The organism is Marinobacterium nitratireducens (assembly GCF_014645375.1).
In the GTDB taxonomy this organism is placed as follows: domain Bacteria; phylum Pseudomonadota; class Gammaproteobacteria; order Pseudomonadales; family Balneatricaceae; genus Marinobacterium_A; species Marinobacterium_A nitratireducens.
On record NZ_BMLT01000001.1, the window covers coordinates 275,114 to 298,607 of the forward strand.

24 protein-coding genes are annotated in these 23,494 nt (G+C 63.4%); 13 read left to right on the forward strand and 11 right to left on the reverse strand.

The window, feature by feature from the left end; genetic code table 11:
• Positions 1-91: 91 nt before the first annotated feature.
• The gene (gene thpR / locus IEX85_RS01210; protein WP_188857504.1) at positions 92-613 is read right to left on the reverse strand and encodes an RNA 2',3'-cyclic phosphodiesterase; all 522 of its coding nucleotides are present in this window, start codon (positions 611-613) and stop codon (positions 92-94) included.
• Between the two features lie 154 nt (positions 614-767).
• On the opposite strand from thpR, the gene IEX85_RS01215 reads away from it, so the two are divergent.
• Positions 768-1,733, forward strand: coding sequence for a tRNA dihydrouridine synthase (locus tag IEX85_RS01215; protein WP_188857506.1), 966 nt, complete (start codon positions 768-770; stop codon positions 1,731-1,733).
• Between the two features lie 15 nt (positions 1,734-1,748).
• On the opposite strand, the gene amrS is transcribed toward IEX85_RS01215, so the two are convergent.
• On the reverse strand, positions 1,749-2,864 hold the full coding sequence (amrS, locus tag IEX85_RS01220; protein ID WP_188857507.1) for an AmmeMemoRadiSam system radical SAM enzyme: 1,116 nt from the start codon (positions 2,862-2,864) through the stop codon (positions 1,749-1,751).
• Between the two features lie 185 nt (positions 2,865-3,049).
• On the opposite strand from amrS, the gene amrB reads away from it, so the two are divergent.
• From amrB to IEX85_RS01240, 4 genes are read left to right on the forward strand one after another with little or no spacing between them, the layout of a single operon-like run.
• Complete coding sequence (amrB, locus tag IEX85_RS01225; protein ID WP_188857509.1) at positions 3,050-3,829, forward strand: AmmeMemoRadiSam system protein B; 780 nt, start codon at positions 3,050-3,052, stop codon at positions 3,827-3,829.
• Positions 3,816-4,427, forward strand: coding sequence for an AmmeMemoRadiSam system protein A (gene amrA, locus IEX85_RS01230; RefSeq protein ID WP_188857511.1), 612 nt, complete (start codon positions 3,816-3,818; stop codon positions 4,425-4,427). Before amrB ends, amrA begins: the two co-directional genes overlap by 14 nt.
• The gene (locus IEX85_RS01235; RefSeq protein ID WP_188857512.1) at positions 4,424-4,789 is read left to right on the forward strand and encodes a cupin domain-containing protein; all 366 of its coding nucleotides are present in this window, start codon (positions 4,424-4,426) and stop codon (positions 4,787-4,789) included. The genes amrA and IEX85_RS01235 overlap by 4 nt, the downstream gene beginning before the upstream one ends.
• Positions 4,776-5,294 (forward strand): O-acetyl-ADP-ribose deacetylase, encoded by a 519-nt coding sequence (locus tag IEX85_RS01240; RefSeq protein ID WP_188857514.1) that lies wholly within the window; start codon positions 4,776-4,778, stop codon positions 5,292-5,294. The genes IEX85_RS01235 and IEX85_RS01240 overlap by 14 nt, the downstream gene beginning before the upstream one ends.
• Positions 5,295-5,472: 178 nt before the next feature.
• On the opposite strand, the gene IEX85_RS01245 is transcribed toward IEX85_RS01240, so the two are convergent.
• The 5 genes from IEX85_RS01245 to IEX85_RS01265 all read right to left on the reverse strand — a co-directional run bounded on the left by IEX85_RS01245 (position 5,473) and on the right by IEX85_RS01265 (position 11,383).
• Positions 5,473-5,901, reverse strand: coding sequence for an Hsp20 family protein (locus IEX85_RS01245; RefSeq protein ID WP_188857515.1), 429 nt, complete (start codon positions 5,899-5,901; stop codon positions 5,473-5,475).
• 203 nt (positions 5,902-6,104) lie between these two features.
• Positions 6,105-6,503, reverse strand: coding sequence for an immunity protein Imm33 domain-containing protein (locus IEX85_RS01250; RefSeq protein ID WP_188857517.1), 399 nt, complete (start codon positions 6,501-6,503; stop codon positions 6,105-6,107).
• Between the two features lie 439 nt (positions 6,504-6,942).
• Positions 6,943-9,540 carry a bifunctional aconitate hydratase 2/2-methylisocitrate dehydratase gene (acnB, locus tag IEX85_RS01255; RefSeq protein ID WP_188857518.1) on the reverse strand — a complete coding sequence of 866 codons (2,598 nt, stop codon included), beginning with the start codon at positions 9,538-9,540 and terminating at the stop codon, positions 6,943-6,945.
• Positions 9,541-10,222: 682 nt separating this feature from the next.
• The gene (locus IEX85_RS01260; protein ID WP_188857520.1) at positions 10,223-10,897 is read right to left on the reverse strand and encodes an SOS response-associated peptidase; all 675 of its coding nucleotides are present in this window, start codon (positions 10,895-10,897) and stop codon (positions 10,223-10,225) included.
• 39 nt (positions 10,898-10,936) lie between these two features.
• The gene (locus IEX85_RS01265; RefSeq protein WP_188857521.1) at positions 10,937-11,383 is read right to left on the reverse strand and encodes a cupin domain-containing protein; all 447 of its coding nucleotides are present in this window, start codon (positions 11,381-11,383) and stop codon (positions 10,937-10,939) included.
• 129 nt (positions 11,384-11,512) lie between these two features.
• Between IEX85_RS01265 and IEX85_RS01270 the strand changes: the two genes are divergently transcribed.
• Complete coding sequence (locus IEX85_RS01270; protein WP_188857523.1) at positions 11,513-12,121, forward strand: MiaE family protein; 609 nt, start codon at positions 11,513-11,515, stop codon at positions 12,119-12,121.
• Between the two features lie 525 nt (positions 12,122-12,646).
• Here the strand turns inward: IEX85_RS01270 and IEX85_RS01275 are convergent.
• Entirely contained in the window at positions 12,647-13,372 is a 726-nt protein-coding gene (locus IEX85_RS01275; protein ID WP_188857525.1) for a UDP-2,3-diacylglucosamine diphosphatase, read from the reverse strand.
• A gap of 9 nt (positions 13,373-13,381) precedes the next feature.
• Positions 13,382-13,876, reverse strand: a complete 495-nt coding sequence (locus IEX85_RS01280; RefSeq protein WP_188857527.1) for a peptidylprolyl isomerase — start codon at positions 13,874-13,876, stop codon at positions 13,382-13,384.
• Between the two features lie 160 nt (positions 13,877-14,036).
• Here IEX85_RS01280 and IEX85_RS01285 point away from each other — a divergent pair, with 160 nt between their 5' ends.
• Positions 14,037-15,719, forward strand: a complete 1,683-nt coding sequence (locus IEX85_RS01285) for a glutamine--tRNA ligase/YqeY domain fusion protein (protein ID WP_188857528.1) — start codon at positions 14,037-14,039, stop codon at positions 15,717-15,719.
• 339 nt (positions 15,720-16,058) lie between these two features.
• Here the strand turns inward: IEX85_RS01285 and IEX85_RS01290 are convergent, their stop codons facing one another.
• Together IEX85_RS01290 and IEX85_RS01295 are read right to left on the reverse strand one after the other, a co-directional pair.
• Entirely contained in the window at positions 16,059-16,859 is an 801-nt protein-coding gene (locus IEX85_RS01290) for an alpha/beta fold hydrolase (RefSeq protein WP_188857530.1), read from the reverse strand.
• Positions 16,860-17,948 (reverse strand): DUF2817 domain-containing protein, encoded by a 1,089-nt coding sequence (locus IEX85_RS01295; RefSeq protein ID WP_229721739.1) that lies wholly within the window; start codon positions 17,946-17,948, stop codon positions 16,860-16,862.
• Between the two features lie 293 nt (positions 17,949-18,241).
• On the opposite strand from IEX85_RS01295, the gene IEX85_RS01300 reads away from it, so the two are divergent.
• The 6 genes from IEX85_RS01300 (at position 18,242) to IEX85_RS01325 (ending at position 23,348) form a co-directional block, all read left to right on the forward strand.
• A complete protein-coding gene (locus tag IEX85_RS01300) occupies positions 18,242-19,183 on the forward strand; it encodes a hypothetical protein (RefSeq protein ID WP_188857531.1) in 942 nt (313 codons plus the stop codon).
• Positions 19,184-19,296: 113 nt separating this feature from the next.
• Positions 19,297-20,682: a cysteine--tRNA ligase gene (cysS, locus tag IEX85_RS01305; protein WP_188857533.1), complete on the forward strand. Its 1,386-nt coding sequence runs from the start codon at positions 19,297-19,299 to the stop codon at positions 20,680-20,682.
• Positions 20,683-20,754: 72 nt separating this feature from the next.
• Positions 20,755-21,408 carry a TIGR04282 family arsenosugar biosynthesis glycosyltransferase gene (locus tag IEX85_RS01310; RefSeq protein WP_188857534.1) on the forward strand — a complete coding sequence of 218 codons (654 nt, stop codon included), beginning with the start codon at positions 20,755-20,757 and terminating at the stop codon, positions 21,406-21,408.
• Positions 21,408-22,319, forward strand: a complete 912-nt coding sequence (locus IEX85_RS01315) for a radical SAM protein (protein WP_188857536.1) — start codon at positions 21,408-21,410, stop codon at positions 22,317-22,319. The genes IEX85_RS01310 and IEX85_RS01315 overlap by 1 nt, the downstream gene beginning before the upstream one ends.
• 3 nt (positions 22,320-22,322) lie before the next feature.
• Positions 22,323-23,009 (forward strand): glycosyl transferase family 2, encoded by a 687-nt coding sequence (locus IEX85_RS01320; RefSeq protein ID WP_188857537.1) that lies wholly within the window; start codon positions 22,323-22,325, stop codon positions 23,007-23,009.
• Positions 23,010-23,048: 39 nt separating this feature from the next.
• The gene (locus IEX85_RS01325; RefSeq protein WP_229721740.1) at positions 23,049-23,348 is read left to right on the forward strand and encodes an Rdx family protein; all 300 of its coding nucleotides are present in this window, start codon (positions 23,049-23,051) and stop codon (positions 23,346-23,348) included.
• The last annotated feature ends 146 nt before the right edge of the window (positions 23,349-23,494 follow it).

Consider the following 23,494-nt stretch of genomic DNA (forward strand, 5'->3'; position numbering starts at 1 on the left):
AGGATGGGTGGAGCCGCGCTGGCACAGGCTATCGGTGTGCGCCGGCGGTAAAGCGGCGTAACCCATCAATTGCATCCGCTGCCGGTATCCCTCAGGCCGCAGCGAACAGGGCCTCGACTCGATGCAGGGCGCCGGTTGGCCTGAGCAGGCTGCTTTTCAGGCAAAAGGTGTCGCATTCGAAGCGATAGGAAATTCCCTGAAAGCGCTCGGCGACAGTGTCCAGCGCCGGTAGCAGGCGCTGTCTCGCGGTCCGCGCCAGGGTGATATGGGGGCTGAAGCGGCGGCTCTCGAAGGCAATGCCGGTTTCCCGCAGTCTGGCTCCGATCTGCCGGTGCAGGCTGCGAAGCCTGTCGTTCGGCTCGATGCCCAGCCAGATCGCGCCGGAGCGAAAGTGTCCGATGCCCTGGCAGCAAAGCTCGAAGGGCTCGAACTCGACTGCCGCCAGGGCCTCGAACAGTTCGGGCAGGCGCTGTTCCGGCTGTTCGCCGAGAAACTGCAGCGTCAGGTGCAGGCGTTCGGGCGGCTCCCATTTGAGGTCGCGGACCGGGATCTGCAGCCGGTGGATCCGGTCCTGCAGCTCTTCGGGCATATCAAGAGCGACAAAAAGACGCATAGACGCAGTTTCCTGGCGGATCGAAATATTGCGTAGCAGCTTGTTCCGCGAGCGAATGGCGGTTCGCCCACGGAGTGGGCTGCTGCGCAAGTCCCGGGTTTCGCTGTCAGTTGTAAACCTTATAATAATCCCTTTTACCGACTTCGAGCCTGCAATGAAGATTATCCTCGCGCCGATGGAGGGCGTGGTCGACCCGGTGATGCGTGACGTACTGACACGGATCGGTGGCATCGATCTTTGCGTCACCGAGTTCGTGCGTATCAGCGATCGGCTGCTGCCCGAGCATGTCTACTACCGGCTGGCGCCGGAGTTGCGCAATGGCGGCCGGACCGAGGCTGGCGTGCCGGTGGTGGTGCAGCTGCTGGGCAGCGATCCGGCGCTGATGGCGGAGAACGCGGTGCGCGCGGCTCAGCTGGGTGCGCCCGGTATCGACCTCAATTTCGGCTGCCCGGCCAAGACGGTGAACAAGAACCGCGGCGGGGCGGTGCTGCTCGATACGCCCGACGACATCCACGCCATCGTCGCCGCAGTGCGAAAGGCGGTGCCGTCGTCTGTTCCGGTGACCGCCAAGATGCGCCTAGGCAATCAGGACAAGGCACTCGCGCTTGACAATGCGCGGGCGATTCGCGATGCCGGGGCCGATGGCCTGGCGGTGCACGCCCGCACCAAGCGCGAAGGCTACCGCCCGCCGGCGCACTGGGAATGGATTGCGCGTATCCGCGAGGCGGTGCCCGAAATCCCGCTCACCGCCAACGGCGAAGTTTGGAGCTGGGATGACTACTGCCGCTGCCGCGAGGCAAGCGGTTGCGACGACGTGATGATCGGACGCGGACTGGTCTCGCGACCCGATCTCGCCCGGAGCATTAGCCGGCGTCTGGCAGGTGAGCCCGAACAGGCGCTGGACTGGCCGCAGCTGCAGCCGGTGCTGCGCGGTTATTTCGAGCGCATGGTCAGGGAGATGGCGCCGGGTTACGTGCACGGCCGGCTCAAGCAGTGGCTCAACCAGATGAAGCGCCATTATCCAGAAGCCGAAACGCTGTTCGGCGAAATCAAACGTCTGCGCGATATCGACGCCCTGCGCCAGGCGCTGGCTGGTGCAGAGGAGCCGGCCGCCGCCTAGCAGGCTGTTGAAAATCTATCTGCGCTGCCGAGGGGTTCCAGCCTGGCGCGGGTGCAGCCGCACCGGCAGGCGCTGAGCGCCCCAGGTGCCGGGTCGGGCCTCGAAGCGACCGGGCAGGGGGGTGCTGCAGTGGGCGCAGCGTCCTTCGGCATCCAGTCCCCAGGCGCCCAGCTGATACCAGTCGCGCTCGATCAGAAGCTCGCCGCAGCCCGTGCACCAAGTCGAGCTGCCGGTACGGTCGTGCACGTTGCCGGTGTAGACATAGTGCAGACCGGCCTTGCGTGCGATCTCACGTGCGCGCGTCAGCGTCGCCGGCGGTGTTGGCGGCGTGTCCATCATCTTCCAGTCCGGGTGGAAGGCGCTGAAGTGCAGCGGCACATCCGGCCCCAGGTTCTCGTGGATCCACTGGCTCATCTGTTCGAGTTCGGCATCGGAGTCGTTTTCACCCGGAATCAGCAGGTTCGTGATCTCGAACCAGACGTCGGTCTCGTGGCGAAGATATTTCAGCGTATCGAGCACGGGGGCCAGTTCGCCGCCGCAGATTTTTTTGTAGAAGCGTTCGGTGAAGGCCTTGAGGTCGACGTTGGCGGCGTCCATGTGGCGGTAGAACTCGATGCGGGGCTCCGGGCAGATATAGCCGGCGGTCACCGCCACCGCGTTGATGTCCTGTTCGCGGCAGGCGTCGGCGACATCTATGGCGTATTCGAGAAAGATCACCGGATCGTTATAGGTAAAGGCGATCGAGCGGCAGTCAAGCCGCTGGCAGGCCTCGACCAGGTCCTGCGGCGAAGCGGAGTCCGCCAGGGTATCCATTTCACGGGACTTGCTCATATCCCAGTTCTGACAGAACTTGCATGACAGGTTGCATCCGGCGGTGCCGAACGACAGCACCGGCGTACCTGGCAGGAAGTGGTTCAGCGGCTTTTTCTCGATGGGATCGACGCAGAAGCCGCTGGAGCGGCCGTAGGTGTAGAGCATGATCTGGTCGTTTTCCCGACCGCGGACGAAGCACAGCCCGCGCTGTCCTTCACTGAGCTTGCAGAATCTCGGACAGACGTCGCACTGGATTTTGTCGCGCTCGACCCGGTGCCAGTAGCGGGTCGGTACCGGTTTGAATTCATCACCTTGCATGGGGCTCTCCGGCAGTGCGTCTGATGTCTGGTTAAATAGTAGCCAATGAATGCGGGTTCAGGGCTGCCGCGGGCTTAAAAGCCCTGTGCGGCGGCTATACTGCAGGCAGCGAATACCGCTGCGCTGTTCTGGCGCAAGTGGCCTGCAGGATGCTGCGCTGCAACCGACAAGCGGGAGGGTTTGCCATGCTGACACGTCCGCCGGCGGTCGCCGGCGTTTTCTATCCCGATGACCCCGTCGAGCTGGGCGAGCTGATTGATCGTCTGCTGGGCGACAACGCCCAGCGCGGCCAGGCACCCCGCGCGCTGGTGGTTCCCCATGCCGGGCTGGTCTATTCAGGACCGGTCGCGGCCCGCGCCTACAGCCTGCTGCGGCCCTGGGTCAGCAGCTTCGATCGCGTGCTGCTGCTGGGGCCCAATCATCGGGTGCCGCTGGCCTCGATGGCGGTTCCGAGCGCCGGGAGTTTTGCCTGTCCGCTCGGAGAGATGGCGCTCGATACCGAGACCATCGCCGACTGGGTCGAGCGGGGCCTGCTGGAATACAACGACGAGCCGCACCGGCTGGAGCACTGTCTGGAAGTGCAGCTGCCGTTTCTGCTGCGTCTCAAGAGCGACTGGAAACTGATACCGGTGGTGGTGGGTCAGGTCGCGACCGACCGGGTGGCGGCGCTGGTACGCGAAGCGCTGCGCAATGAGCGCACCCTGGTGCTGGTCAGCAGCGATCTTAGCCACTACCACAGCTACGATACCGCCCGGCGTATCGACTCGGTGACGTCGCAACGTATCGAGCGCATGGAGCCGACCCTGACGCCGGAGCTGGCCTGCGGCTGTCATGCGCTCAACGGGCTGCTGGATGCGGCCGGACGGCAGGGGCTGCATATCGATCGACTGGATCTGCGCAACTCCGGCGATACCGCGGGGCCCAGGGATCGGGTGGTGGGTTACGGCGCCTATGCCATCCACTGAAGTTTCGGCTAAGGAGCCGGGCTACACCGCTGCCGAGTGTCGCCGCCTGCTCGAGGTGGCCAGGGACGCGATTCGCTATGGGCTGGGAAACGGCACCGCGCCCCGCATCGATCTGACGCCGGAGCCGCCAGGGCTCTGTGCCCGGCGGGCGTGTTTCGTCACGCTCCAGCAAAACGGCCGTCTGCGGGGCTGTATCGGCTCGCTGGAGGCCCGTCAGCCGCTGTTGCAGGACGTTGCCGAGAACGCCTGGAGCGCGGCCTCCCGGGACCCGAGGTTCCCGCCGGTCACCCCGGACGCGCTGGCGCAGCTGGTCATCGAGGTCTCGGTCCTGACGCCGCTCGAGCCGCTGTCGTTCACCGACGAGGCAAGCCTGCTGGCGCAGATTCGCCCGGCACGCGACGGCCTGCTGCTAAGCTGGGGGCGTCACCGCGGCACTTTTCTGCCGGCGGTCTGGGAGCAGTTGCCGGACACCGCCGCATTCTGGTCGCAGCTTAAGCGCAAGGCCGGTCTGCCTGCGGATTTCTGGCACGACGACCTGCAATGCTGGCGCTACGAGGCGATCAAGATCAGCGAAGAGGATACACAGGGAACCGGATGAATATCGAAAAACGCAATCTGCTCGCCAATCTGCCGGGCGAGCTGCCACAGGAGCTGTTCGAGCCGCTGTTGCAGCGCCGTGGCCTGCAGCTTGAGCGGATACTGTCCCGGGGCCACAGCAGCGAAGCGGGGCACTGGTACGATCAGCAGCGGGATGAATGGGTGATGCTGCTCTCAGGCGGGGCGACGCTGGAGTTCGATGACGGCGACGCGACGACCCTGGTGCCGGGCGATGCGCTGCTGCTGCCGGCGCGCTGTCGCCACCGTGTCGCCTGGACCGACCCCGATTGCGTGTCGGTGTGGCTGGCGCTGCATGTCGACCCGGATGAGCGCGGGGAGGGGGACAGCGATGACGAAGAGTGAAGATCTGACGGTGGTCGAGGGCGACATTACCCGTCTGGAGGTCGATGCCATCGTCAACGCCGCGAATCAGAGCCTGCTGGGCGGGGGCGGTGTCGACGGCGCCATTCACCGGGCTGCGGGGCCTGAATTGCTGGCGGAGTGCCGCGGTATCGGTGGCTGCCCCACCGGTGAGGCCAGGATCACCAAAGGCTACCGTCTGCCGGCGAAGTGGGTGATACATACCGTGGGACCGGTCTGGCACGGCGGCGAGCGCGGCGAGGCGCAGCTGCTGGCCGACTGCTACCGCAACTCGCTGGCGCTGGTGCGCAGCCAGGGGCTGCAGTCGGTGGCTTTCCCGGCGATCAGCTGCGGCGTCTACGGCTACCCGCTGGAGCAGGCGGTGCGCATCGCGGTCGATACGGTGCGGGAGGAACTCAAGTCGTTCGAAACGCCGCCGCGGGTAGTTTTCTGCTGCTTCGGCGAGGACATGGCGCGGCTGTACCGGAACGAGTTGGCGCGGATGTAAGTTGGGTGGAGTGGCGAAGCCACGTAACCCAACACTCTGTCGTGCCATCTGACACGAATCGATCCGAAATACGATCGAGATGATGGGGCCGCGATGCCCGAATAACGAGGTGGCGGAAAAATCATCCCACCGCATCGCTTGCCCCATCCTACAGCTGTTAACTTTTAACTGCCTTCTGTCAGTTAATACCTTCGATCTCGATCACGCGGGGCTTCATCGCCTCCGGGATTTCACGTTCGAGGTCGACGTGGAGCAGGCCGTTGTCGAGGCTGGCGCGAACCACCTTGACGTGATCGGCAAGCTGGAAGCGGCGTTCGAAGCTGCGCGCGGCGATGCCCTGATACAGGTACTTGCGGTCGCCGTTTTCCTGCTGCTTCTTGCCGACAATGACCAGCATGCCCTGCTCGCTCTGGATCGACAGTTCGTCATTGCCGAATCCGGCGACGGCCATGGTGATACGGTAGCGGTTATCGTCAATCAGTTCGATATTGTACGGCGGATAGGCCGGCTGGCTCTGTTCGTTGCGGGTGGCGTTGTCGAGCATCGAGGCCAGGCGGTCGAAACCGATGGCGGAACGGTACAGCGGGGAGAGGTCGAAATCACGCATTGTCATATCCTCATCGAGCAATATGGTGGTACGCCCTTGTGGGCCGATTGGGGCGCCAGCCTTCGAGAAGCCCTGGCGCCTGTCAATCTATATGAGGATGCTGTTTGGGGTTTCAACCCTGACCAAACAATTTTTGGCGCTTCGCAGGCGTCGCAGTCATAGTGACATCGACGCGCTTTGGGGCTGGCCGGAACGCGAATCGGTTACGACTGTTTGTCGAAGGCGTCCGGGTCATTGGTGATGCTGACGTCTACGCTTTTGGTGGGGATGCGGAAGTCATAAACCCTTTCCCAGTCGGCGCCCGGTACGCGTTCCCAGACGGTGCCGGCGTTGTAGGCCAGCTTCTCTTCGAGCGACGGGTCCAGCCCGTAGAGCTTTTCCAGCGGTACCGGTGTCAGGTTGACCGCCTCGTCGGCGAGGAAGCTGTCGTCCTCGTAGCCGGTGAAGAGTCGCCAGCCGGTGTCGTTGAGATGCTCCGGTACGGTCTTGTACATGAAGCGGACCGGCAGTTGCTCATCGAACACCAGGCGCGAGACCAGCGCCAGAAAGCCGTTCTTGGTCTGATTGGTGTCGCCGCTGGTGGGCTTGTCGGTTTCGGACATGGGGCCTCCTAAATACTGTGGCGGTTATTGTACCGCCAAACCGGCAGGATGTCGGATGGAAGTAGGGTGTCGGTGAGTGAAACGGACCGCACCGCGATGGCGGCCAATCGGTGCGGTTCGCCTGGATCAGCGGCACCCTGCGGCGTGCGTGCAAACCGGCACGGGGATTAATCTGATGTAGGGCACCTTGAGCGCAACGAAACATGCCGTTTCGATGGCACCTTTCGCTTGCGCCGGCCTGCTATCATTCGGAATGCAATCACCTTGGAAACACCGTCATTGCCGCGAACGCGGGAATCCATAAGCACCGGGAACTGCCGGATCCCCGCTTACGCGGAACGACGGCATAAAAACAAATCTGCTGCTGCGCGTCCGCGCACGCGCTGGATACAAAAAACCCCGCCGGAGCGGGGTTTTGTCAGTCATGGACCTGTTTCGATCAGGCTTCGACGGTCGGGATCACGCTGGACGCTTTCTCGACGTAGTTCGGCATCTGATGGAAGTTCAGGTAGCGATAGATTTCGCCGGACATGCTGTTGAGGTTGGCGGCGTACTGCATGTACTCCTCCACGGTCGGCAGCTTGCCCATGACCGCAGCGACGGATGCCAGCTCGGCCGACGCCAGGTAGACGTTGGCGCCGGTGCCCAGGCGGTTGGGGAAGTTACGGGTCGAGGTCGACACCACGGTGGAGTTGTCCGCGACGCGTGCCTGGTTGCCCATGCACAGCGAGCATCCCGGAGTTTCGATGCGGGCGCCGGCGCGGCCGAAGATGCCGTAGTAGCCTTCCTCGGTCAGCTGTGCCTGGTCCATCTTGGTCGGCGGCGCGACCCACATGCGGGTCGGCAGCGACTGCTTGGCATTCTCCAGCAGCTTGCCGGCGGCGCGGAAGTGGCCGATGTTGGTCATGCAGGAACCGATGAACACCTCGTCGATGCTCTCGCCGGCAACTTCGGACAGCAGGCGGGCATCGTCCGGGTCGTTCGGCGCGCAGAGCACGGGCTCCTTGATTTCCGACAGGTCGATCTCGATGACCGCTGCGTACTCGGCATCGGCGTCGGCGCGCATCAGGCTCGGGTTGGCCAGCCATTCTTCCATCGCCTTGATACGACGGGAGATGGTGCGCTCGTCACCGTAACCTTCGGCGATCATCCACTTCAGCATCACGATGTTGGACTGCAGGTACTCGGCAACGGAGTCTTCCGACAGGGTGATGGTGCAGCCTGCGGCGGAACGCTCGGCGGAGGCGTCGGACAGCTCGAACGCCTGCTCGACAGTCAGCTCGTCGAGGCCTTCGATTTCCAGTACGCGACCGGAGAAGATGTTCTTCTTGCCGGCCTTGGCAACGGTCAGCAGACCCTGCTTGATGGCGTAGTACGGAATCGCGTGTACCAGGTCACGCAGGGTGATGCCGTCCTGACGCTGGCCCTTGAAGCGAACCAGTACAGACTCCGGCATATCCAGCGGCATGACGCCGGTGGCGGCTGCGAAGGCGACCAGGCCCGAGCCTGCCGGGAAGGAGATGCCCAGCGGGAAACGGGTGTGAGAGTCGCCGCCGGTGCCGACGGTGTCCGGCAGCAGCATGCGGTTCAGCCAGGAGTGAATAACGCCGTCACCCGGACGCAGGGAGACACCGCCGCGGTTCATGATGAAGTCCGGCAGGGTGTGGTGGGTGTTGACGTCGACCGGCTTCGGATAGGCCGAAGTGTGGCAGAAGGACTGCATGGTCAGGTCGGCGGAGAAGCCGAGGCACGCCAGGTCTTTCAGCTCGTCGCGGGTCATCGGGCCGGTGGTGTCCTGGGAACCGACGGTGGTCATCTTCGGCTCGCAGTACATGCCCGGGCGTACGCCTTCCATGCCGCAGGCCTTGCCGACCATCTTCTGCGCCAGGGTGTAACCCTTGCCGGTGTCAACCGGCTGCTCCGGCTTGCGGAACAGGTCGGAGTGGCCGAGACCCAGTGCTTCGCGGGCTTTCTCGGTCAGGCCGCGGCCAATGATCAGCGGGATACGGCCGCCGGCGCGCACTTCGTCCAGCAGGACCTGGGTCTTGAGTTCGAAACGGCCCAGTTCTTCGCCGGTTTCATGGTTCTTGACCACGCCTTCGTACGGGTAGACGTCGATGACGTCGCCCATTTCCATCTTCTCGACCGGCATTTCGATCGGCAGGGCGCCGGCATCTTCCATGGTGTTGTAGAAGATCGGTGCGATCTTGCCGCCGAAGCAGTAGCCGCCGGTACGCTTGTTGGGCACATGGGGGATGTCGTCGCCGAAGAACCACAGCACGGAGTTGGTGGCGGACTTACGGGAAGAACCGGTACCGACAACATCACCGACGTAAGCGACCGGGAAGCCCTTGGCCTTGACTTCTTCGATCTGCTTCAGCGGGCCGATTTCGCCCGGCTTGGCCGGCTCGATACCTTCGCGCGCCATTTTCAGCATGGCGTTGGCGTGCACCGGAATGTCCGGGCGGGACCAGGCGTCCGGCGCCGGCGACAGGTCGTCGGTGTTGGTTTCACCCGGCACCTTGAATACGGTGACGGTGATCTTTTCGGCCACTTCCGGCTTGCTGGTGAACCATTCGCCGTCGGCCCAGGACTGCAGGATCTGCTTGGCGAATTCGTTGCCGGCTTCGGCTTTTTCCTGCACGTCGTGGAAAGCGTCGAACATCAGCAGGGTGTGGGACAGCGCCTTGGCGGCGGTCGCGCCCAGTTCCTGGCTGTCCAGGCAGGCGATCAGCGGCTGGATGTTGTAACCGCCCAGCATGGTGCCGAGCAGCTCGGTTGCCTTGACCTTGTCGATCAGCGGGGAGCTGGCTTCGCCCTTGGTGATGGCAGCGAGGAAGCCGGCCTTGACGTAGGCGGCCTGGTCGACGCCGGCCGGTACGCGGTTGACCAGCAGGTCCAGCAGAAACTCTTCTTCGCCCGCGGGCGGGGTTTTCAGCAACTCAACCAGGGCAGCTGTCTGTTCAGGATCCAGGGGTTTCGGCGGTACGCCTTCCTGGGCCCGTTCCTCTACATGTTTGCGGTAAGCTTCAAGCACGATATAGCCCTCATCAGTTGTCGCTTCCAAAGCCTTTTTAATAGGATCGTCGAGGCGGCTTTGGTTTTGCATCGACCCTGGCGCGTCCAGACAGATTGTAGTGCCTGTGCAGCGATCTGGTCCGGGGTGGCCGAAAGATCGAATGTTGATTGGCGGGCGCCATAATAGCTCAAGGAGGCCTCAAAGTTAATATTTGTCGACAATCCTGGTGGTTAGACCTTAGCCAAACGCTAATGCTGAAAAACCATTAAAATTCAATAAAAACAAATAGATAGAAAATATACCTCCTTTGTTATATTAACTATTTACGTCATTTATGGCGGCTGTCGTATTGAGTCGTATCAAAGACTTAGGGAACCTATGAATAAGTAGTCTCTGGCTTTCAGCGCGAGCCGGAATCGAGGCGCAGCTTTGAAGGCATGCTGGTGGCCTGTCGAGAAGCTGCAACAATGAGTCCGGTTCGCGCTGAAAGCCCCGCAGGGCGGGCCCTGAAGCATGCATCTGCGTTGTTGCAGTGCTTGACAAGGACTAAGGCCATTGCCTGCGCACTGCGCCTAGCAGCTGCACGCTTCAGGACCCGCAGAGGACAACTGGGACTTGTTCATAGGTTTCCTTAGCGAGCCTGTGAACTCTCATGACAGAACCTCGGCTGAGCAAGCCCGACAGCAGCGAGCTGGCGCCTTCAATCGGGACGCAGTGTGACTCTGTCGCCGGTCATCACCGGCGTTTCCTTGTGCCGTGCATTGTTGATGTGCGCGTCGATCGGCCAGAGTTCGAATTCCCCGGGCAGTCCCGGGTGCAGCAGCGGGAACAGGCTTTCGATATCGCTGTCGGGGTCCAGCCAGCGGCGGTACTGATCGGCGGCGAGCATTACCGGCATGCGGTTGTGTATGTGCTGAAAGCCGGGAATGGCGTCACAGGTGACGATGCAGCACGACAGGATCGACTGTTCACCCTTGCCCCAGTGATCCCAGATGCCGGCAAAGGCGATGGCGCGGCCGACCGGACGGATCAGCCAGGGCTGTTTACGACCGTCTTCGCTGTGCCATTCGATAAAGGACGAGGCAGGCAGAATGCAGCGCTGATGGCGAAAGGGGGCACGAAACGCCGGGCTTTCGTTCAGCGTTTCGGCGCGGGCGTTGAACATCGAGTAGCGGGTACCGGGCTCCTTGACCCAGGATGGAATCAGCCACCAGCGCATGTGGCTGAGCCGGTTGCGGCCCTCATGCCGGCGAATCACCGGAACGTCTTCGGTCGGCGCGATGTTGTAGCGTGTCTCGAGCCTTTCCTCGATGCCGAGCGTGTCCAGCAGGGCACCGGTGAAGGGGTCGTCATTGATGTTGTAGCGGCCGCACATCGATCGTCTCCCTGTCGTTCTGCATCTGCGCCATCCCGTTCAATCGGCGCCGGCCGGCGGTTCGAAAGGGTAAAGCTGAACGTCTTCCTGTTCGCCGGCGCAGTTGCGTGCAACCAGACCGACCGCCGGTTCCGTGTCGCTCAGGTTGACCGCCTGGTGCGGCACGTTCTCCGGTATGTAAAGGAAATCGCCGGGTCCGTTGATCACCGATCGTTTCAGGTCGTCGCCATAACAGGTCTGAACCCGGCCGCTGAGCAGGTAAATGGCGGTCTCGAAGCCGCAATGCAGATGTGGTTCGGAACGCGCGCCCGGCGGTATCACCACCAGGTTCATCGAGATGCCGCGGGCGCCGGCGGTACGATCGGAAATGCCGACAAAATACGAAAGCTTCTGCAGTGTCTCCGTGCCGGCGGACGGATGCACGGTCACGACTTCGCCGCCGCCCGCTCCCGGCTTGTTGCGCCACCTGCGCCGCCCCTGCGACATGATATTCTCCCACTTTGGGTCAACACCATCAGTTTAGGTCAGCTGCGTCGCGGCGGGGGACCCTACTGGCTTGGGCTGGGGCTGTTCGGCCTGTATAATCGCCGCCGTTTTTGAACTACGGCGGACTCCATGGACATCCTCGACGAAATCAAAGCGTTCCTCGGCTGCGAAACCCCCGACAGCTGGATACAGGCGGCACTGGAGCACCAGGACCTGCTGCTGATCGATCATGCCCACTGCGAAAAGAAGGCGGCGTCCACGGCGATGTCGCTGATGTTCCGCTACGTCGAGCGGCCGGACCTGCTGAACAAGATGTCGCGCCTGGCGCGCGAGGAGTTGATTCACTTCGAGCAGGTGCTGGCGATCATGGAGAAGCGGGGGATCGTCTACGATCACCTGTCACCGGCGCGTTATGCGGGTGGTTTGCGGGCCGAGGTGCGGACCTACGAGCCCGGCAAGCTGGTGGATACCCTCATCGTCGGTGCGCTGATCGAGGCGCGGTCCTGTGAGCGCTTCGCCAAGCTCGCGCCGCACCTGGATTCGGAACTGTCTAAGTTCTACCGTTCGCTGCTCAAGTCCGAAGGGCGTCACTACCAGGATTATCTGGGGCTGGCGCGGGATGCGGCGGGTGAGCCGATCGAAGAGCGCATCGAGACCTTCCGCCGCATCGAAAACGAGCTGATCCTGTCCGAGGACGATACCTTCCGTTTCCACAGCGGCGCGCCGGCAGCGGCCTGAGTATCGGCGCAGGAGCAGCGCCTCGCCGCGAATGATCCGGTATCGTGCCAAGTTTGTTCGTCGCGGGGGCGCGACTCCTACGGGTATGGCAAGCCGGGTGGCTGATTCGTGTAGGAGCGGCGCCTCGCCGCGAATGATCCGGCATCGTGCCAAGTTTGTTCGTCGCGAGGGCGTGACTCCTACGGGTATGGCCAGCCGCGTGCCTGATTTTCGTAGGAGCGGCGCCCCGCCGCGAATGATCCGGTATCGTGCCAAGTTTGTTCGTCGCGGGGGCGTGACTCCTACGGGTATGGCCAGCCGGGTGGCTGACTCGTGTAGGAGCGGCGCCCCGCCGCGAATGATCCGGCATCGTGCCAAGTTTGTTCGTCGCGAGGGCGCGACTCCTACGGGTATGGCCAGCCGGGTGGCTGATTCGTGTAGGAGCGGCGCCCCGCCGCGAATGATCCGGCATCGTGCCAAGTTTGTTCGTCGCGGGGGCGCGACTCCTACGGGCATAGCCAGCGGGGCGTCGCTGCCACTAAACCGCTAATCGATCGGGAAATCGATCAGTTCGAAACCCGCGTCGTCCAGCCGCAGGTACCAGCCCCGGGCATCCCAGTCACCCAGCACGATGCGGGTGCCGACGCCGGCGCCGATCTGATCCGGATGGATGGCGGGGCGGTGGGTATGGCCGTGGATCAGCAGCTCGACCCCCGCCTGCTGCATGGCGGCTTTCACGGCCTGTGGATTGACGTCCATGATATCGGCCGTCTTTTCCATGCCGCGGGCTTTGCTGGCGTCACGCAGCTGGCGCGCGATCGCCATGCGTTGCTCGAGCGACTGGGCCAGAAACTGCCGTTGCCATTCGGGATCGCGTACCTGGGCGCGGAATGCCTGATACTCGACATCGTCGGTGCACAGCTGATCGCCGTGCATGAGCAGTACCGGCCCCCTGGGGTGGTCGATGACCTGCTCGCCGGGCAGCAGTTGCGCGCCGATCCGTTCCATGAAGGCCTGGCCGACGAGAAAGTCGCGGTTGCCATGCTGGAAGTATAGGCGGGTGCCGCTGGCGGCCAGCGCCGGGAGCGCAGCGTAGACCTCGTCGAGCCCCGGCATGGGCGCATCGTCGCCGATCCAGGCCTCGAAGATGTCCCCGAGCAGATAGAGTTCGTCGGCACCCGGCGCCGTCTGCTGCAAAAACTGCAGAAACGCCCCGCACAGGTCGGGGCGTTCGGGGCGCAGATGCAGATCTGACGCGAAGAGTCGAAGCATGCCGCGGGCTTAGTCTTCGATCGTGGCGGATTCGATCACGACGTCCTCGACCGGAACGTCCTGGTGGCCGGCGCGGAAGCCGGTCTTGACCGCCTTGATCTTGTTGACCACGTCCATGCCCTCGACGACCTTGCCGAATACCGCGTAGCCCCAGCCCTGGGTGGTTTTGGCGCTGTGGTTGAGGAAACTGTTGTCGTTGACGTTGATGAAGAACTGCGCCGACGCCGAGTGCGGATCCATGGTGCGTGCCATGGCCAGGGTGCCGGTTTCGTTCTTCAGACCGTTGTCGGCTTCGTTTTCGATGCTGGCACGGGTCTGCTTCTCTTTCATGCCGGGTTCCATACCGCCGCCCTGGATCATGAAGCCGTCGATGACGCGGTGGAAGATGACGCCGTCGTAGAAGCCGTCACGCACGTACTGTTCGAAGTTGGCGGCGGTTTTCGGCGCCTTCTCGTGGTTGAGCTCGATCTTGATGACGCCGTGATTGGTGTTGAGGATTACCATGGGTACTGTCCTGATAGGCTGTGCTTGAACGCCGACATTATAACGAAGTGCTTGCGAATCGCACCCCTGGAAGCGTCTCGCGCCTTCGCTCGACCGTTCGATGCGTATATAATATTGCGACTTTTTCGCTGTCAGGACAGACTTGGACGCCCAGCCGACTATGAGCAAACACGAAACCGTCAAGCCGACGAACTTTATTCACCAGATCATCGAGAAAGACCTTGCGGAACAAAAGGTTGCCGGTGGTCAGGTCATCACCCGCTTTCCGCCGGAGCCGAACGGCTACCTGCATATCGGGCACGCCAAGTCCATCTGTCTCAATTTCGGTACCGCCGAGAAGTATCAGGGCGTCTGTCACCTGCGCTTCGACGACACCAACCCGGAGAAGGAAAGCCAGGAGTACATCGACGCCATCGCCGAGGACGTGCGCTGGCTCGGCTTCAAATGGGCCGGTGATATCCGCTACACCTCCGACTACTTCGAGCAGCTGCACCAGTGGGCGGTATACCTGATCGAGCAGGGCAAGGCCTACGTCGACAGTCTCAGCGCCCACGAGATGCGCGAGTTCCGCGGCACCCTGACCGAACCGGGCAGGAACAGCCCGTACCGCGAGCGCTCGGTCGAAGAGAACCTGGAGCTGTTCGAGCGCATGCGCAACGGCGAGTTCGACGAGGGCGACTGCGTGCTGCGCGCCAGAATCGACATGGCGGCGCCGAACATGAACCTGCGCGACCCGGTCATCTACCGTATTCGCAAGGCGCACCACCACCAGAGCGGCGACAAGTGGTGCATCTACCCGTCCTACGACTTCGCCCACGGCCAGTCCGATGCCATCGAGGGTATTACCCACTCGATCTGCACCCTGGAGTTCGAGGACCACCGGCCGTTGTACGACTGGTTCGTCGAAAACCTGCCGGTGCCGGCGCAGCCGCGTCAGTACGAATTCGCGCGCCTGAACCTGAATTATACCGTTACCAGCAAGCGCAAGCTGAAACTGCTGGTGGAAGAGAAGCACGTCGCCGGCTGGGACGACCCGCGCATGCCGACCATCTCCGGCTTGCGCCGTCGCGGCTTCACCCCGGCCTCGATCCGCAATTTCTGTGAAATGATCGGCGTCACGCGCTCCAACGGCATCGTCGACATGGGCATGCTGGAAGCGGCGATCCGGGAAGATCTCGACGCCAACGCGCCGCGCGCCATGTGCGTCACCCGTCCGCTGAAAGTCACCATCAGCAACTTCGACGCGGGCGCGGAGGAGTGGTTCGAGCTGCCGGCGCACCCGAAGGACGAGTCGATGGGCCTGCGCAAGGTGCCTTTCACCCGCAACCTGCTGATCGAGCAGGAAGACTTCGCCGAAGAGAAGCCGCGCAAGTGGAAGCGCCTGGCGCCGGGCGATGCGGTGCGTCTGCGCGGTTCCTACGTCATCACCTGCGACGAGGTAATCAAGGACGAAGCGGGCAGCGTTGTCGAGCTGATCTGCAGCTACGACCCGGCGACCCGCGGCGAGAACCCCACCGGCTACAAACCCAACGGCGTCATTCACTGGGTGTCCGCCGACAACTCCGTGCCCTGCGAGGTGCGCCTCTATGATCGCCTGTTCACCGAGGCAAACCCGGACGGCGACAAAGAGCGCGATTTCCACGCCTTCCTCAACCCCGAGTCGCTGGAAGTGCTGACCGAGAGCCGTGCCGAGATCGGGCTCAAGCATGCCGTCGCCGAATCCCACTATCAGTTCGAGCGTCTGGGTTACTTCAGCGTCGACAGGGATTCCGACGAATCCCGCCTGGTGTTCAACCGCACCGTCACGCTGCGCGACTCCTGGGCCAAGATTCAGGGCAAGTAGCAGTATCTGCAGGAGTGCGCTCCTCGACCGAAGGAAGCCTGGCACCGTTGCCGGATGGGTTCGCCCGTAGGAGTCCGCTCCGCGGGCGAATGAGCGTCGCCATCGTTGCAGGGTTCGTCGCGAGGAAATGCCCGCAAGTTTGGCTGCGCCGTTCCCACGGGTGATTCGCTACCGGTCATGCGTAGCCGCGCCCCGCGGCGAATAAAACCGGCACGGTGTCATCTGATTCGCCGCGAGGAAGTGCCCGTAGGTTTGGCTGCGCCGCTCCCACGGGCGATTCGCTACCGGTCATGCGCAGGAGCCGCGCCCCGCGGCGAATTTTCCAGTCTGAAGGTGTGTCTACCGGGTCCAGGCCCGGTCGGACTGCCAGCGCTCGATGCGCTCTATGACCCAGTCGGGATCGTCGTGCGGCAGGTCGTGGCCGGCGCTTGAGTGATATTCCAGCCGTGCGCCCCAGCGCTCGGCGATGGTGGCGCTGCAGGCCGGGCTCACCAGCCGGTCCTGGTCGCAGGCCAGCACCAGGGTCGGGGCCAGCGGATGCTTGCCGCCGGCACGGCAGCGGGCCGACGCCAGCAACTGGCGCAGGAAGTTGCCGTGGCTGACCGGGTTCTCGGCGGCGTAGCGACGCCAGGCCGTCAGTGTCGCGTCACGGGTATCGCTTCGGTTGCAGCTGATATCGAAGATGGTCGCCTCGCGGGCGTCGCTCGATTGCATCAGGGCTCTCAGCAGTCTGATCAGCGCGGGCGGCCTTATTCGCTGCCAGGGCGGACTCATGTCGCCGAAGCTGGTATTGATCACCACCAGTCCTGCAACCTCGTGCGGATAGCGCAGTGCCCAGCGCGCCGCCACCATGGCGCCCATCGACAGTCCCAGCAGGTTCAGCGGTCCAGGCAACGCCAGCGATTCCCGTACGCTTGCCAGTGCCTGCTCCAGGCTGAGAGCGCTGCTTTCGCGACAGTAGGTGCCATTGCCCGGGAGGTCCGGGCAGTAAACCGGCACGCCGAGGCGGTCGGCCAGTCGCTGTGGGAAGTCGCCCCAGTGACGGTGCTCGCGAACCAGTCCGCGCAGCAATACCCAGGGCTTTGCTTCGTCGTCTTGCACTCCCGTTGCGGGCAGGAAGCGGGGAATATCGGCGTTCATTCAGGATCGCTCCGGCCGCGCCCAGCGCCGCACGGCCTGGCGCTGGTGCCTGGCCCGGCTGTCTTCGTCCGGCAGCCAGCTTTGCCAGGAGCGGGTGGCGCGGATCAGGAAGTCGAACAGCAGGCTGTGACGGCGCAGAATGCGTTTGTGCCGGTGCGGCACCAGGGGGTTGAACAGGCCCTTGAAACTGGTCAGCTGGCGCAGGTTTTTCTTCACCCAGAGCCAGGAACCCATTTCCAGCGTCAGTGGCAGAAAGATCCCGCCCTGGCGTTCGCGCTGCTGCGCATAGAGATAGTCCCACAGATCGCCGTGGGTACGGTACTGGTGAAACTGCGGCTCGATGACGTACGGATGGTGCGGCTGGGCGCGCTCGAACAGACGGGTCAGCGCGTGTACCTCGGCGGCATGTTCCAGCATCCGCTGGCTTCCGGCGTAGGGAAACCAGATTCGGTCGCGCATGCCGAAACCGGAGTGGCAGTCCAGCGCCAGGGTGAAGGGGGCATCTGCGATCTGCGCCGTCACCAGGTCGCAGAGCGCCTGCGATTCGGGCTGCATGGCGCTGTCGCGCGCGCCGCGGTACCAGGGCAGCCAGCTCCCGACGCGGTGGCCGGACAGCGGCCAGGCGCTGGGTGCTTCGGCGTCGATAGGGGCGTTGCGCATCAGATCGACGCCGTTGCCGTTACTGCGCCAGCCGTGCGCCATGCCGACCGGATTCACCAGCGGGCACAGCACCAGCCGGATGTGCGCGAGATCCTGCTGTAGGCCCTGATCCCACTCGAGCCGGCTGAGCAGATTGCGCAACTGCGCCAGCAGGAGTTGGGTGCCAATTCGCTCGACACCGTGGATTCCGCCGCTGAGCATCAGTACAGGCGCGTCGGATGCCGGGTTGCCCAGGGTCAGAGCATACAGCGGCAGGGCCAGGTCGCCGTCGCGGATCTCGGCAATCACGGTCGTGTCGAGGCGCGACGCGCCCTTGCGGATCAGGCGCTCGAGCCGATGCAGTTCCGGCAGATGACGGCGGTAATAGGTTGTCAGCGGCTCGTTGCGGCGGGCGGGGCGGCGGGCGGTGGCGAGCAGGGATTCCATCATTGCGCGAAAAGGCCGGGCTGGGGTTATGAGAAATCAGTCTAGCAGCCAGTCGGGCTCAACGCTGATCTACTGCGAAAACGCCGCTTTTGGTGATTTTATGTTCTCTTCTTCGTTAAATAGCACCACTATTCGCCTCAAAAGAGCTCATAAACTGCCTCAAAACGGTCTTTCCCTCGCTACAATCGGTCAAGACCGGCAGGCTGCTGGCAGCCAGCTGCGGTGTGCGGGCCTGGGGGAAAGCCTGGGTCGATCTGCTATGCTCGCGGACATCGTGAACGAAGGGCGGGTAAAGGATGAAACGCAAGGCAGGTTTGGGTGTCGCGGCCATGGCAGCGTTGCTGCTCGGCGGCTGCAGTGCAGTCGCCACCGATTCGACGGGTATCATTCGTGGCGATATCGCCGTCGAACGGCTGGCGCTGTTGCCGGAGGCGGTGCTCGAGACCTCCGGTCTGGCGCGGATCGACGGCCAGTTGTGGACCATCAACGACAGTGGCAACGAGGCCGCCCTTTACCAGCTCTCGGCCAGCGGCGACGCCCTGAGCCGGACGCTGTACCTGGCCGGAGCCCGGAATATCGACTGGGAAGCGCTGGCGGCGGATGACGAGCAGCTCTACGTTGCCGACTGTGGCAACAATCGCGGCCGTCGTACGCAGCTCGATCTGTACCGGGTGGCGCGGACAGAGCTTGGCGCCCGGGACGGCAGTCGCATCGATAGCCGGCGCATGCAGTTTCGTTACGGTGACCGGACCGAGGTGACGGCATCCGACAGTCACAACTACGACTGCGAGGCATTGACGGTGGTCGACGGCAGCCTCTGGATGTTCAGCAAGAACCGCGGCGACGGCCGCAGCAGTCTCTACCGGCTCGACCCTTCGCTCTCCGAACAGGCGGTGTTTCCCGAGGCGAGCTACCCGGTGGACGGTCTTGTCACCGGCGCCGACTTCGACCCGGTTGGCCGTCAGCTGGCCCTGGTCGGCTACAGCCGGGAGCGGCTGCCGGGCTATAGCTTCCTGTGGCTGGTTCCGGTACCCGGCGAGCTGCCGGACTGGTCCGCTGCAAGGCGTTACCGTCTGGGCGTCTATGCGCAGTGGGAAGCGGTCAGCTGGGACGGTCCTCGGCGCCTGGTGCTGAGCGCCGAGCGCAGCGCGCTTTCGGACACCATGCTCGGCGAAATTCGCCTCGATGAAGAGGGCAGGCCGCCGCCGGCGCGTCAGGCCACCAGGGATCTCTGGTGATAGGCAAAACGGCCGCGCCAGAGCAGGGCCAATTGCTTTATAATGGCCGCAACTTGTGCCACCGGCCCCGTTCGGTCGGTGGATCGGCAACTTGAAACGCAAAAGCTGGTTTGATGCTGCAAATCTACAACACTCTGAGCAAGGAAAAGGCGCCTTTCGAGCCGCTCGAGGCGGGCAAAATCAAGATGTACGTCTGCGGTATCACCGTGTACGACTACTGTCATATCGGCCATGCCCGGGTGATGGTGGCGTTCGACGTCATCACCCGTTATCTGCGGGCCCGTGGCTGGGACGTCAATTATGTCCGCAACATCACCGACGTCGACGACAAGATCATCCGCCGCGCAGCGGAAAACGGCGAGGCGCCGGATGAACTGACGGCGCGCATGATCGACGCCATGCACGAGGACGAGGATCGTCTTGCCGTGCTGCGTCCGGATCGGGAGCCCCGCGCCACCGCGCACATGGACGACATCATCGCCCTGGTGCAGACGCTGATCGACAAGGGTTATGCCTATCAGGCATCGAATGGCGACGTCTACTACCGCGTCGAGAAGTTCGAGGGCTACGGCAAGCTCACGCGCCAGAACATCGACGAGCTGCGTTCCGGGGCCCGTATCGAGGTCGGCGAAGCCAAGGAAAGCCCGCTTGATTTCGTGCTCTGGAAGGCGGCGAAACCGGGCGAGGTCAGCTGGCCGTCACCCTGGGGCGACGGGCGTCCCGGCTGGCATATCGAGTGCTCCGCGATGTCCAAGTGCTGCCTCGGCGATACCTTCGACATTCACGGCGGTGGTCCGGATCTGCCGTTCCCGCACCATGAAAACGAAATCGCCCAGTCGGAGGCGGCCAACGGTGTGACCTTCGCCAATACCTGGATGCACGCGGGCCCGGTAAGGGTGAACAGCGAAAAGATGTCGAAGTCGCTCGGCAATTTCTTCACCATTCGCGATGTACTGGAAAAGTACAACCCGGAGGTGGTGCGCTATTTCCTGGCCAGCGTTCACTACCGCAGTTACATCGACTACAGCGAAGACAGTCTTAAGGAAGCGCAGAGTGCGCTCGAGCGTTTCTATCAGGCGCTGGCCTCGGTCGACGCGGCCGACTCCGAGCCGGAAAACGATTACGAGGCGCGCTTCTTCGCCGCGATGGACGACGACTTCAACACCCCGAAGGCGCTGGCGGTGCTGTTCGAACTGGTCACCGAACTCAACAAGGCGAGTCGCGACGGCCTGGCCGTTGCCGGACAGCTGGCCGCTCAGCTCAAGCGTCTGGGCGGCATCATCGGCCTGCTGCAGCAGGCGCCGGATGCCTACCTCAAAGGTGAGGATCGCGCCGGCGAGCTGACCTCAGAGGCGATCGAGGCGATGATCGAGCAGCGCAATGCCGCGCGGCGCGAGAAAAACTTCGCCGAATCCGATCGTATTCGCGACGAGCTTGCGGCCCAGGGCGTCATTCTCAAGGACAGCCGTGAGGGTACCAGCTGGTATCGCGAAAGCTGATCGTCAAGGCGGCCCCCGGGCCGCCTTTTTCATGCCGCTTTCAGATCCATTTCATCGCGGTTTTCTACACTCATGTCCGTGACCCTGATACTGTTTTGTAAAAAGCCCGCAGTGGGTGTCGGCAAGCAGCGTCTCGCGGCATCGCTGGGCAAATCGGCGGCGCTGCGGATCGCCGCTGCGCTGCACGAATGTGCGCTGGCACAGCTGCGCCAGTGGCCGGGACCGAAGGTGGTTGCGGTTGCCGACCCCGGTGACCTGGCGGATTACCATTGCCGCTATCCCGATATCGACCGGGTGCTGGCGCAGCCGCAGGGCAATCTGGGGGTGCGAATCAACGGTATCGACCAGCAGTTGCGGCGTGCGGGCATGACCTGCGGTATCGTCATCGGTTCGGATACGCCCGAGCAAACCCCGGCGATGCTGGCCCGGGCCGCCGCTGCGCTGGAAGCCCGTGATGTCGTGCTGGCGCCGGCCAGCGATGGCGGCGTTTCGCTGATGGCCAGTCGCCGCCCCTGGCCGGAACTCGAAGCGTTGCCCTGGAGTACCGCCTTGCTGGGCGAAGCGCTGGCGCGTTGCTGCACCGGGGCCGGGCTGGAGCTCGGCTGGTGCGAGCCCTGCGCCGATGTCGACAGGCTGCAGGACCTGCGCCGACTCAAGCGTACGCTCGCCGACGACTGCCGGCCAGAGCAGCGGGCATTGCATCAATTGCTGGAGGAATTGATCTGATGGAACCTATTCGTAGTCGCGCCTGGTACCAGACGCCCGGCGGTCAGCCCCGTGGCTATATTCGGCCTCACCGGCTGCGCGAGCTCTGGTTCCATACCGGCACCGCCTGCAACCTCAGCTGTCCGTTTTGCCTGGAGGGTTCCGGGCCCGGTGACGATCGCCTGGAGATCCTGAAACTGGCCGATATCGAGCCGTTCCTGGCCGAGGCCCGGGAACTGGGGGTGGAACAGCTTTCCTTTACCGGCGGCGAACCCTTTCTGGCGAAGGACCTGATCCGCATTCTGCAGGCGGCCGGCGACATCGCCCCATGCCTGGTGCTGACCAACGGCACCGATGCCCTGCATGCGCGTGCCGACCAACTGGAGGCATTGCGCGCGACGCGGCACCCGGTGAGCTTTCGCGTCAGTATCGACTACCCGCAGCGCGAAGCCCACGATGCGGGACGCGGGGAGGGTAACTTCGACAAGGCGCTAGAAGGGCTGAAGTTGCTGCATGAGCGCGGTTTTCATCTCTCCATCGCCCGTCAGATGAAGCCCGACGAAGATCGTGCTGCGGTCGAGGCGCAGTTCGCGGCCCTGCTGCGCGCGCGGGGCCTGCCCGCGGATCTCCGGCTGGTGGCGTTTCCCGACTTTCTACCGCCCGGCAGCAGCGCCGAGGTGCCTGCCGTGACGACCGACTGCATGACCCGCTATCAGACCGAGGAGAGCCGGCGCGACTTTATGTGTGCGTTCAGCAAGATGGTGGTCAAGCAGCATGGCCGCATGCGCGTCTATGCCTGTACTCTGGTCGACGACGACCCCGAGTACGACCTGGGGGCGACGCTGCGCGAGGCGATGGAGCAGCAGGTCAGCATGAAGCACCACCGCTGCTTCTCCTGTTTCCGCTACGGCGCCTCCTGCAGCGAGATCTGAGTCTTGGCGGCCCGTCCCGATGTCAGTCTTGTTATCCCGGTGGGGCCGGGCGAGTCCGGAGATTTCCCTCTGCTGTCGCAACTGGCCATGCTGCCGCCTGATTGGGAGTTGATTCTGGCGCTGTGCGAGCCGCGCGAGGATCTCGAGGCGCTTGTTTCTCGTCATATTTATACCGTTATCTCAGCTCCCGGACGCAGCTCTCAGATGAACCGTGCCAGCGAGGTCGCCAGGGGGCGGTGGCTCTGGTTTCTTCACCTCGACTCCCGGCTCACCGACAAAATGCTGCTGGCTCTGCAGGAGGGGCTTGGTTCGGCGCCAGAGGCGCTGCACTATTTTCGCCTTGGCTTTGCCGGTGACGGTGCGGGCCCCATGCACCTCAATGCCGTCGGCGCCAATCTGCGCTCGCGGCTGCTGGGCGTGCCGTTCGGAGACCAGGGCTTTTGTCTTCCGGCTTCAGTGTTCCGCCGGCTGGGCGGCTATCCCGAGCAGGTGCCTTACGGCGAGGACCATTTGCTGGTTTGGCGAGCCAGGCAGGAGGGCGTCAGGCTGAACGAACTGAACGCCACGCTGGAGACCAGCGCGCGCAAATATTGCAGGCACGGCTGGCTCAGGCTGACCCTCCTGTACCAGTGGCGCTGGATACGTCAGGCGCTGCCCGAGTACTATCGGCTGCTGGCCGGACGTCTGTGATGCAGGGCGCGCCGGGGGACGTTTTCGGCACGAGAGGCAATGATGAGCAATATCGCGATGCAAAAACCCCGGATCGAAATCGAATACTGCCCCGGCTGTCGATGGCTGCTGCGTGCCGGCTGGATGGCCCAGGAGCTGCTGAGTACCTTCGAGGCGCAACTGGGGGAGGTGGCGTTGATCCCGAGCAGGGTTCCCGGCGCCTTCCAGGTACGCTTCGACGGCGAGCTGCTTTGGTGTCGCAAGCGTAATCAGGGCTTTCCGGGAATCAAGGAACTCAAGCAATTGGTGCGCGACAAGCTCGATCCCGATATGAACCTGGGACACCTCGATCGCGAGTAGAAGAGGCGACGCTTACGGCGTTGGGTTCGTAGCGGGCGCTGCCCGGGACGTCTCGTAACCTATCTGCCTGTGCTGGCACCGGGCTGAAAGTCGAGGGGGTTCGTAGGGCGCCATGAGTGCAGCGAATCGCGCCGTTTGATGGCGCC

What these genes read in the sequence shown, in the direction of transcription:
- thpR (WP_188857504.1), bottom strand. Translation starts at nt 613, where the DNA reads ATGCGTCTTTTTGTCGCTCTTGATATGCCCGAAGAGCTGCAGGACCGG.
- IEX85_RS01215 (WP_188857506.1), top strand. Translation starts at nt 768, where the DNA reads ATGAAGATTATCCTCGCGCCGATGGAGGGCGTGGTCGACCCGGTGATG.
- amrS (WP_188857507.1), bottom strand. Translation starts at nt 2,864, where the DNA reads ATGCAAGGTGATGAATTCAAACCGGTACCGACCCGCTACTGGCACCGG.
- amrB (WP_188857509.1), top strand. Translation starts at nt 3,050, where the DNA reads ATGCTGACACGTCCGCCGGCGGTCGCCGGCGTTTTCTATCCCGATGAC.
- amrA (WP_188857511.1), top strand. Translation starts at nt 3,816, where the DNA reads ATGCCATCCACTGAAGTTTCGGCTAAGGAGCCGGGCTACACCGCTGCC.
- IEX85_RS01235 (WP_188857512.1), top strand. Translation starts at nt 4,424, where the DNA reads ATGAATATCGAAAAACGCAATCTGCTCGCCAATCTGCCGGGCGAGCTG.
- IEX85_RS01240 (WP_188857514.1), top strand. Translation starts at nt 4,776, where the DNA reads ATGACGAAGAGTGAAGATCTGACGGTGGTCGAGGGCGACATTACCCGT.
- IEX85_RS01245 (WP_188857515.1), bottom strand. Translation starts at nt 5,901, where the DNA reads ATGCGTGATTTCGACCTCTCCCCGCTGTACCGTTCCGCCATCGGTTTC.
- IEX85_RS01250 (WP_188857517.1), bottom strand. Translation starts at nt 6,503, where the DNA reads ATGTCCGAAACCGACAAGCCCACCAGCGGCGACACCAATCAGACCAAG.
- IEX85_RS01260 (WP_188857520.1), bottom strand. Translation starts at nt 10,897, where the DNA reads ATGTGCGGCCGCTACAACATCAATGACGACCCCTTCACCGGTGCCCTG.
- IEX85_RS01265 (WP_188857521.1), bottom strand. Translation starts at nt 11,383, where the DNA reads ATGTCGCAGGGGCGGCGCAGGTGGCGCAACAAGCCGGGAGCGGGCGGC.
- IEX85_RS01270 (WP_188857523.1), top strand. Translation starts at nt 11,513, where the DNA reads ATGGACATCCTCGACGAAATCAAAGCGTTCCTCGGCTGCGAAACCCCC.
- IEX85_RS01275 (WP_188857525.1), bottom strand. Translation starts at nt 13,372, where the DNA reads ATGCTTCGACTCTTCGCGTCAGATCTGCATCTGCGCCCCGAACGCCCC.
- IEX85_RS01280 (WP_188857527.1), bottom strand. Translation starts at nt 13,876, where the DNA reads ATGGTAATCCTCAACACCAATCACGGCGTCATCAAGATCGAGCTCAAC.
- IEX85_RS01285 (WP_188857528.1), top strand. Translation starts at nt 14,037, where the DNA reads ATGAGCAAACACGAAACCGTCAAGCCGACGAACTTTATTCACCAGATC.
- IEX85_RS01290 (WP_188857530.1), bottom strand. Translation starts at nt 16,859, where the DNA reads ATGAACGCCGATATTCCCCGCTTCCTGCCCGCAACGGGAGTGCAAGAC.
- IEX85_RS01295 (WP_229721739.1), bottom strand. Translation starts at nt 17,948, where the DNA reads ATGATGGAATCCCTGCTCGCCACCGCCCGCCGCCCCGCCCGCCGCAAC.
- IEX85_RS01300 (WP_188857531.1), top strand. Translation starts at nt 18,242, where the DNA reads ATGAAACGCAAGGCAGGTTTGGGTGTCGCGGCCATGGCAGCGTTGCTG.
- cysS (WP_188857533.1), top strand. Translation starts at nt 19,297, where the DNA reads ATGCTGCAAATCTACAACACTCTGAGCAAGGAAAAGGCGCCTTTCGAG.
- IEX85_RS01310 (WP_188857534.1), top strand. Translation starts at nt 20,755, where the DNA reads ATGTCCGTGACCCTGATACTGTTTTGTAAAAAGCCCGCAGTGGGTGTC.
- IEX85_RS01315 (WP_188857536.1), top strand. Translation starts at nt 21,408, where the DNA reads ATGGAACCTATTCGTAGTCGCGCCTGGTACCAGACGCCCGGCGGTCAG.
- IEX85_RS01325 (WP_229721740.1), top strand. Translation starts at nt 23,049, where the DNA reads ATGATGAGCAATATCGCGATGCAAAAACCCCGGATCGAAATCGAATAC.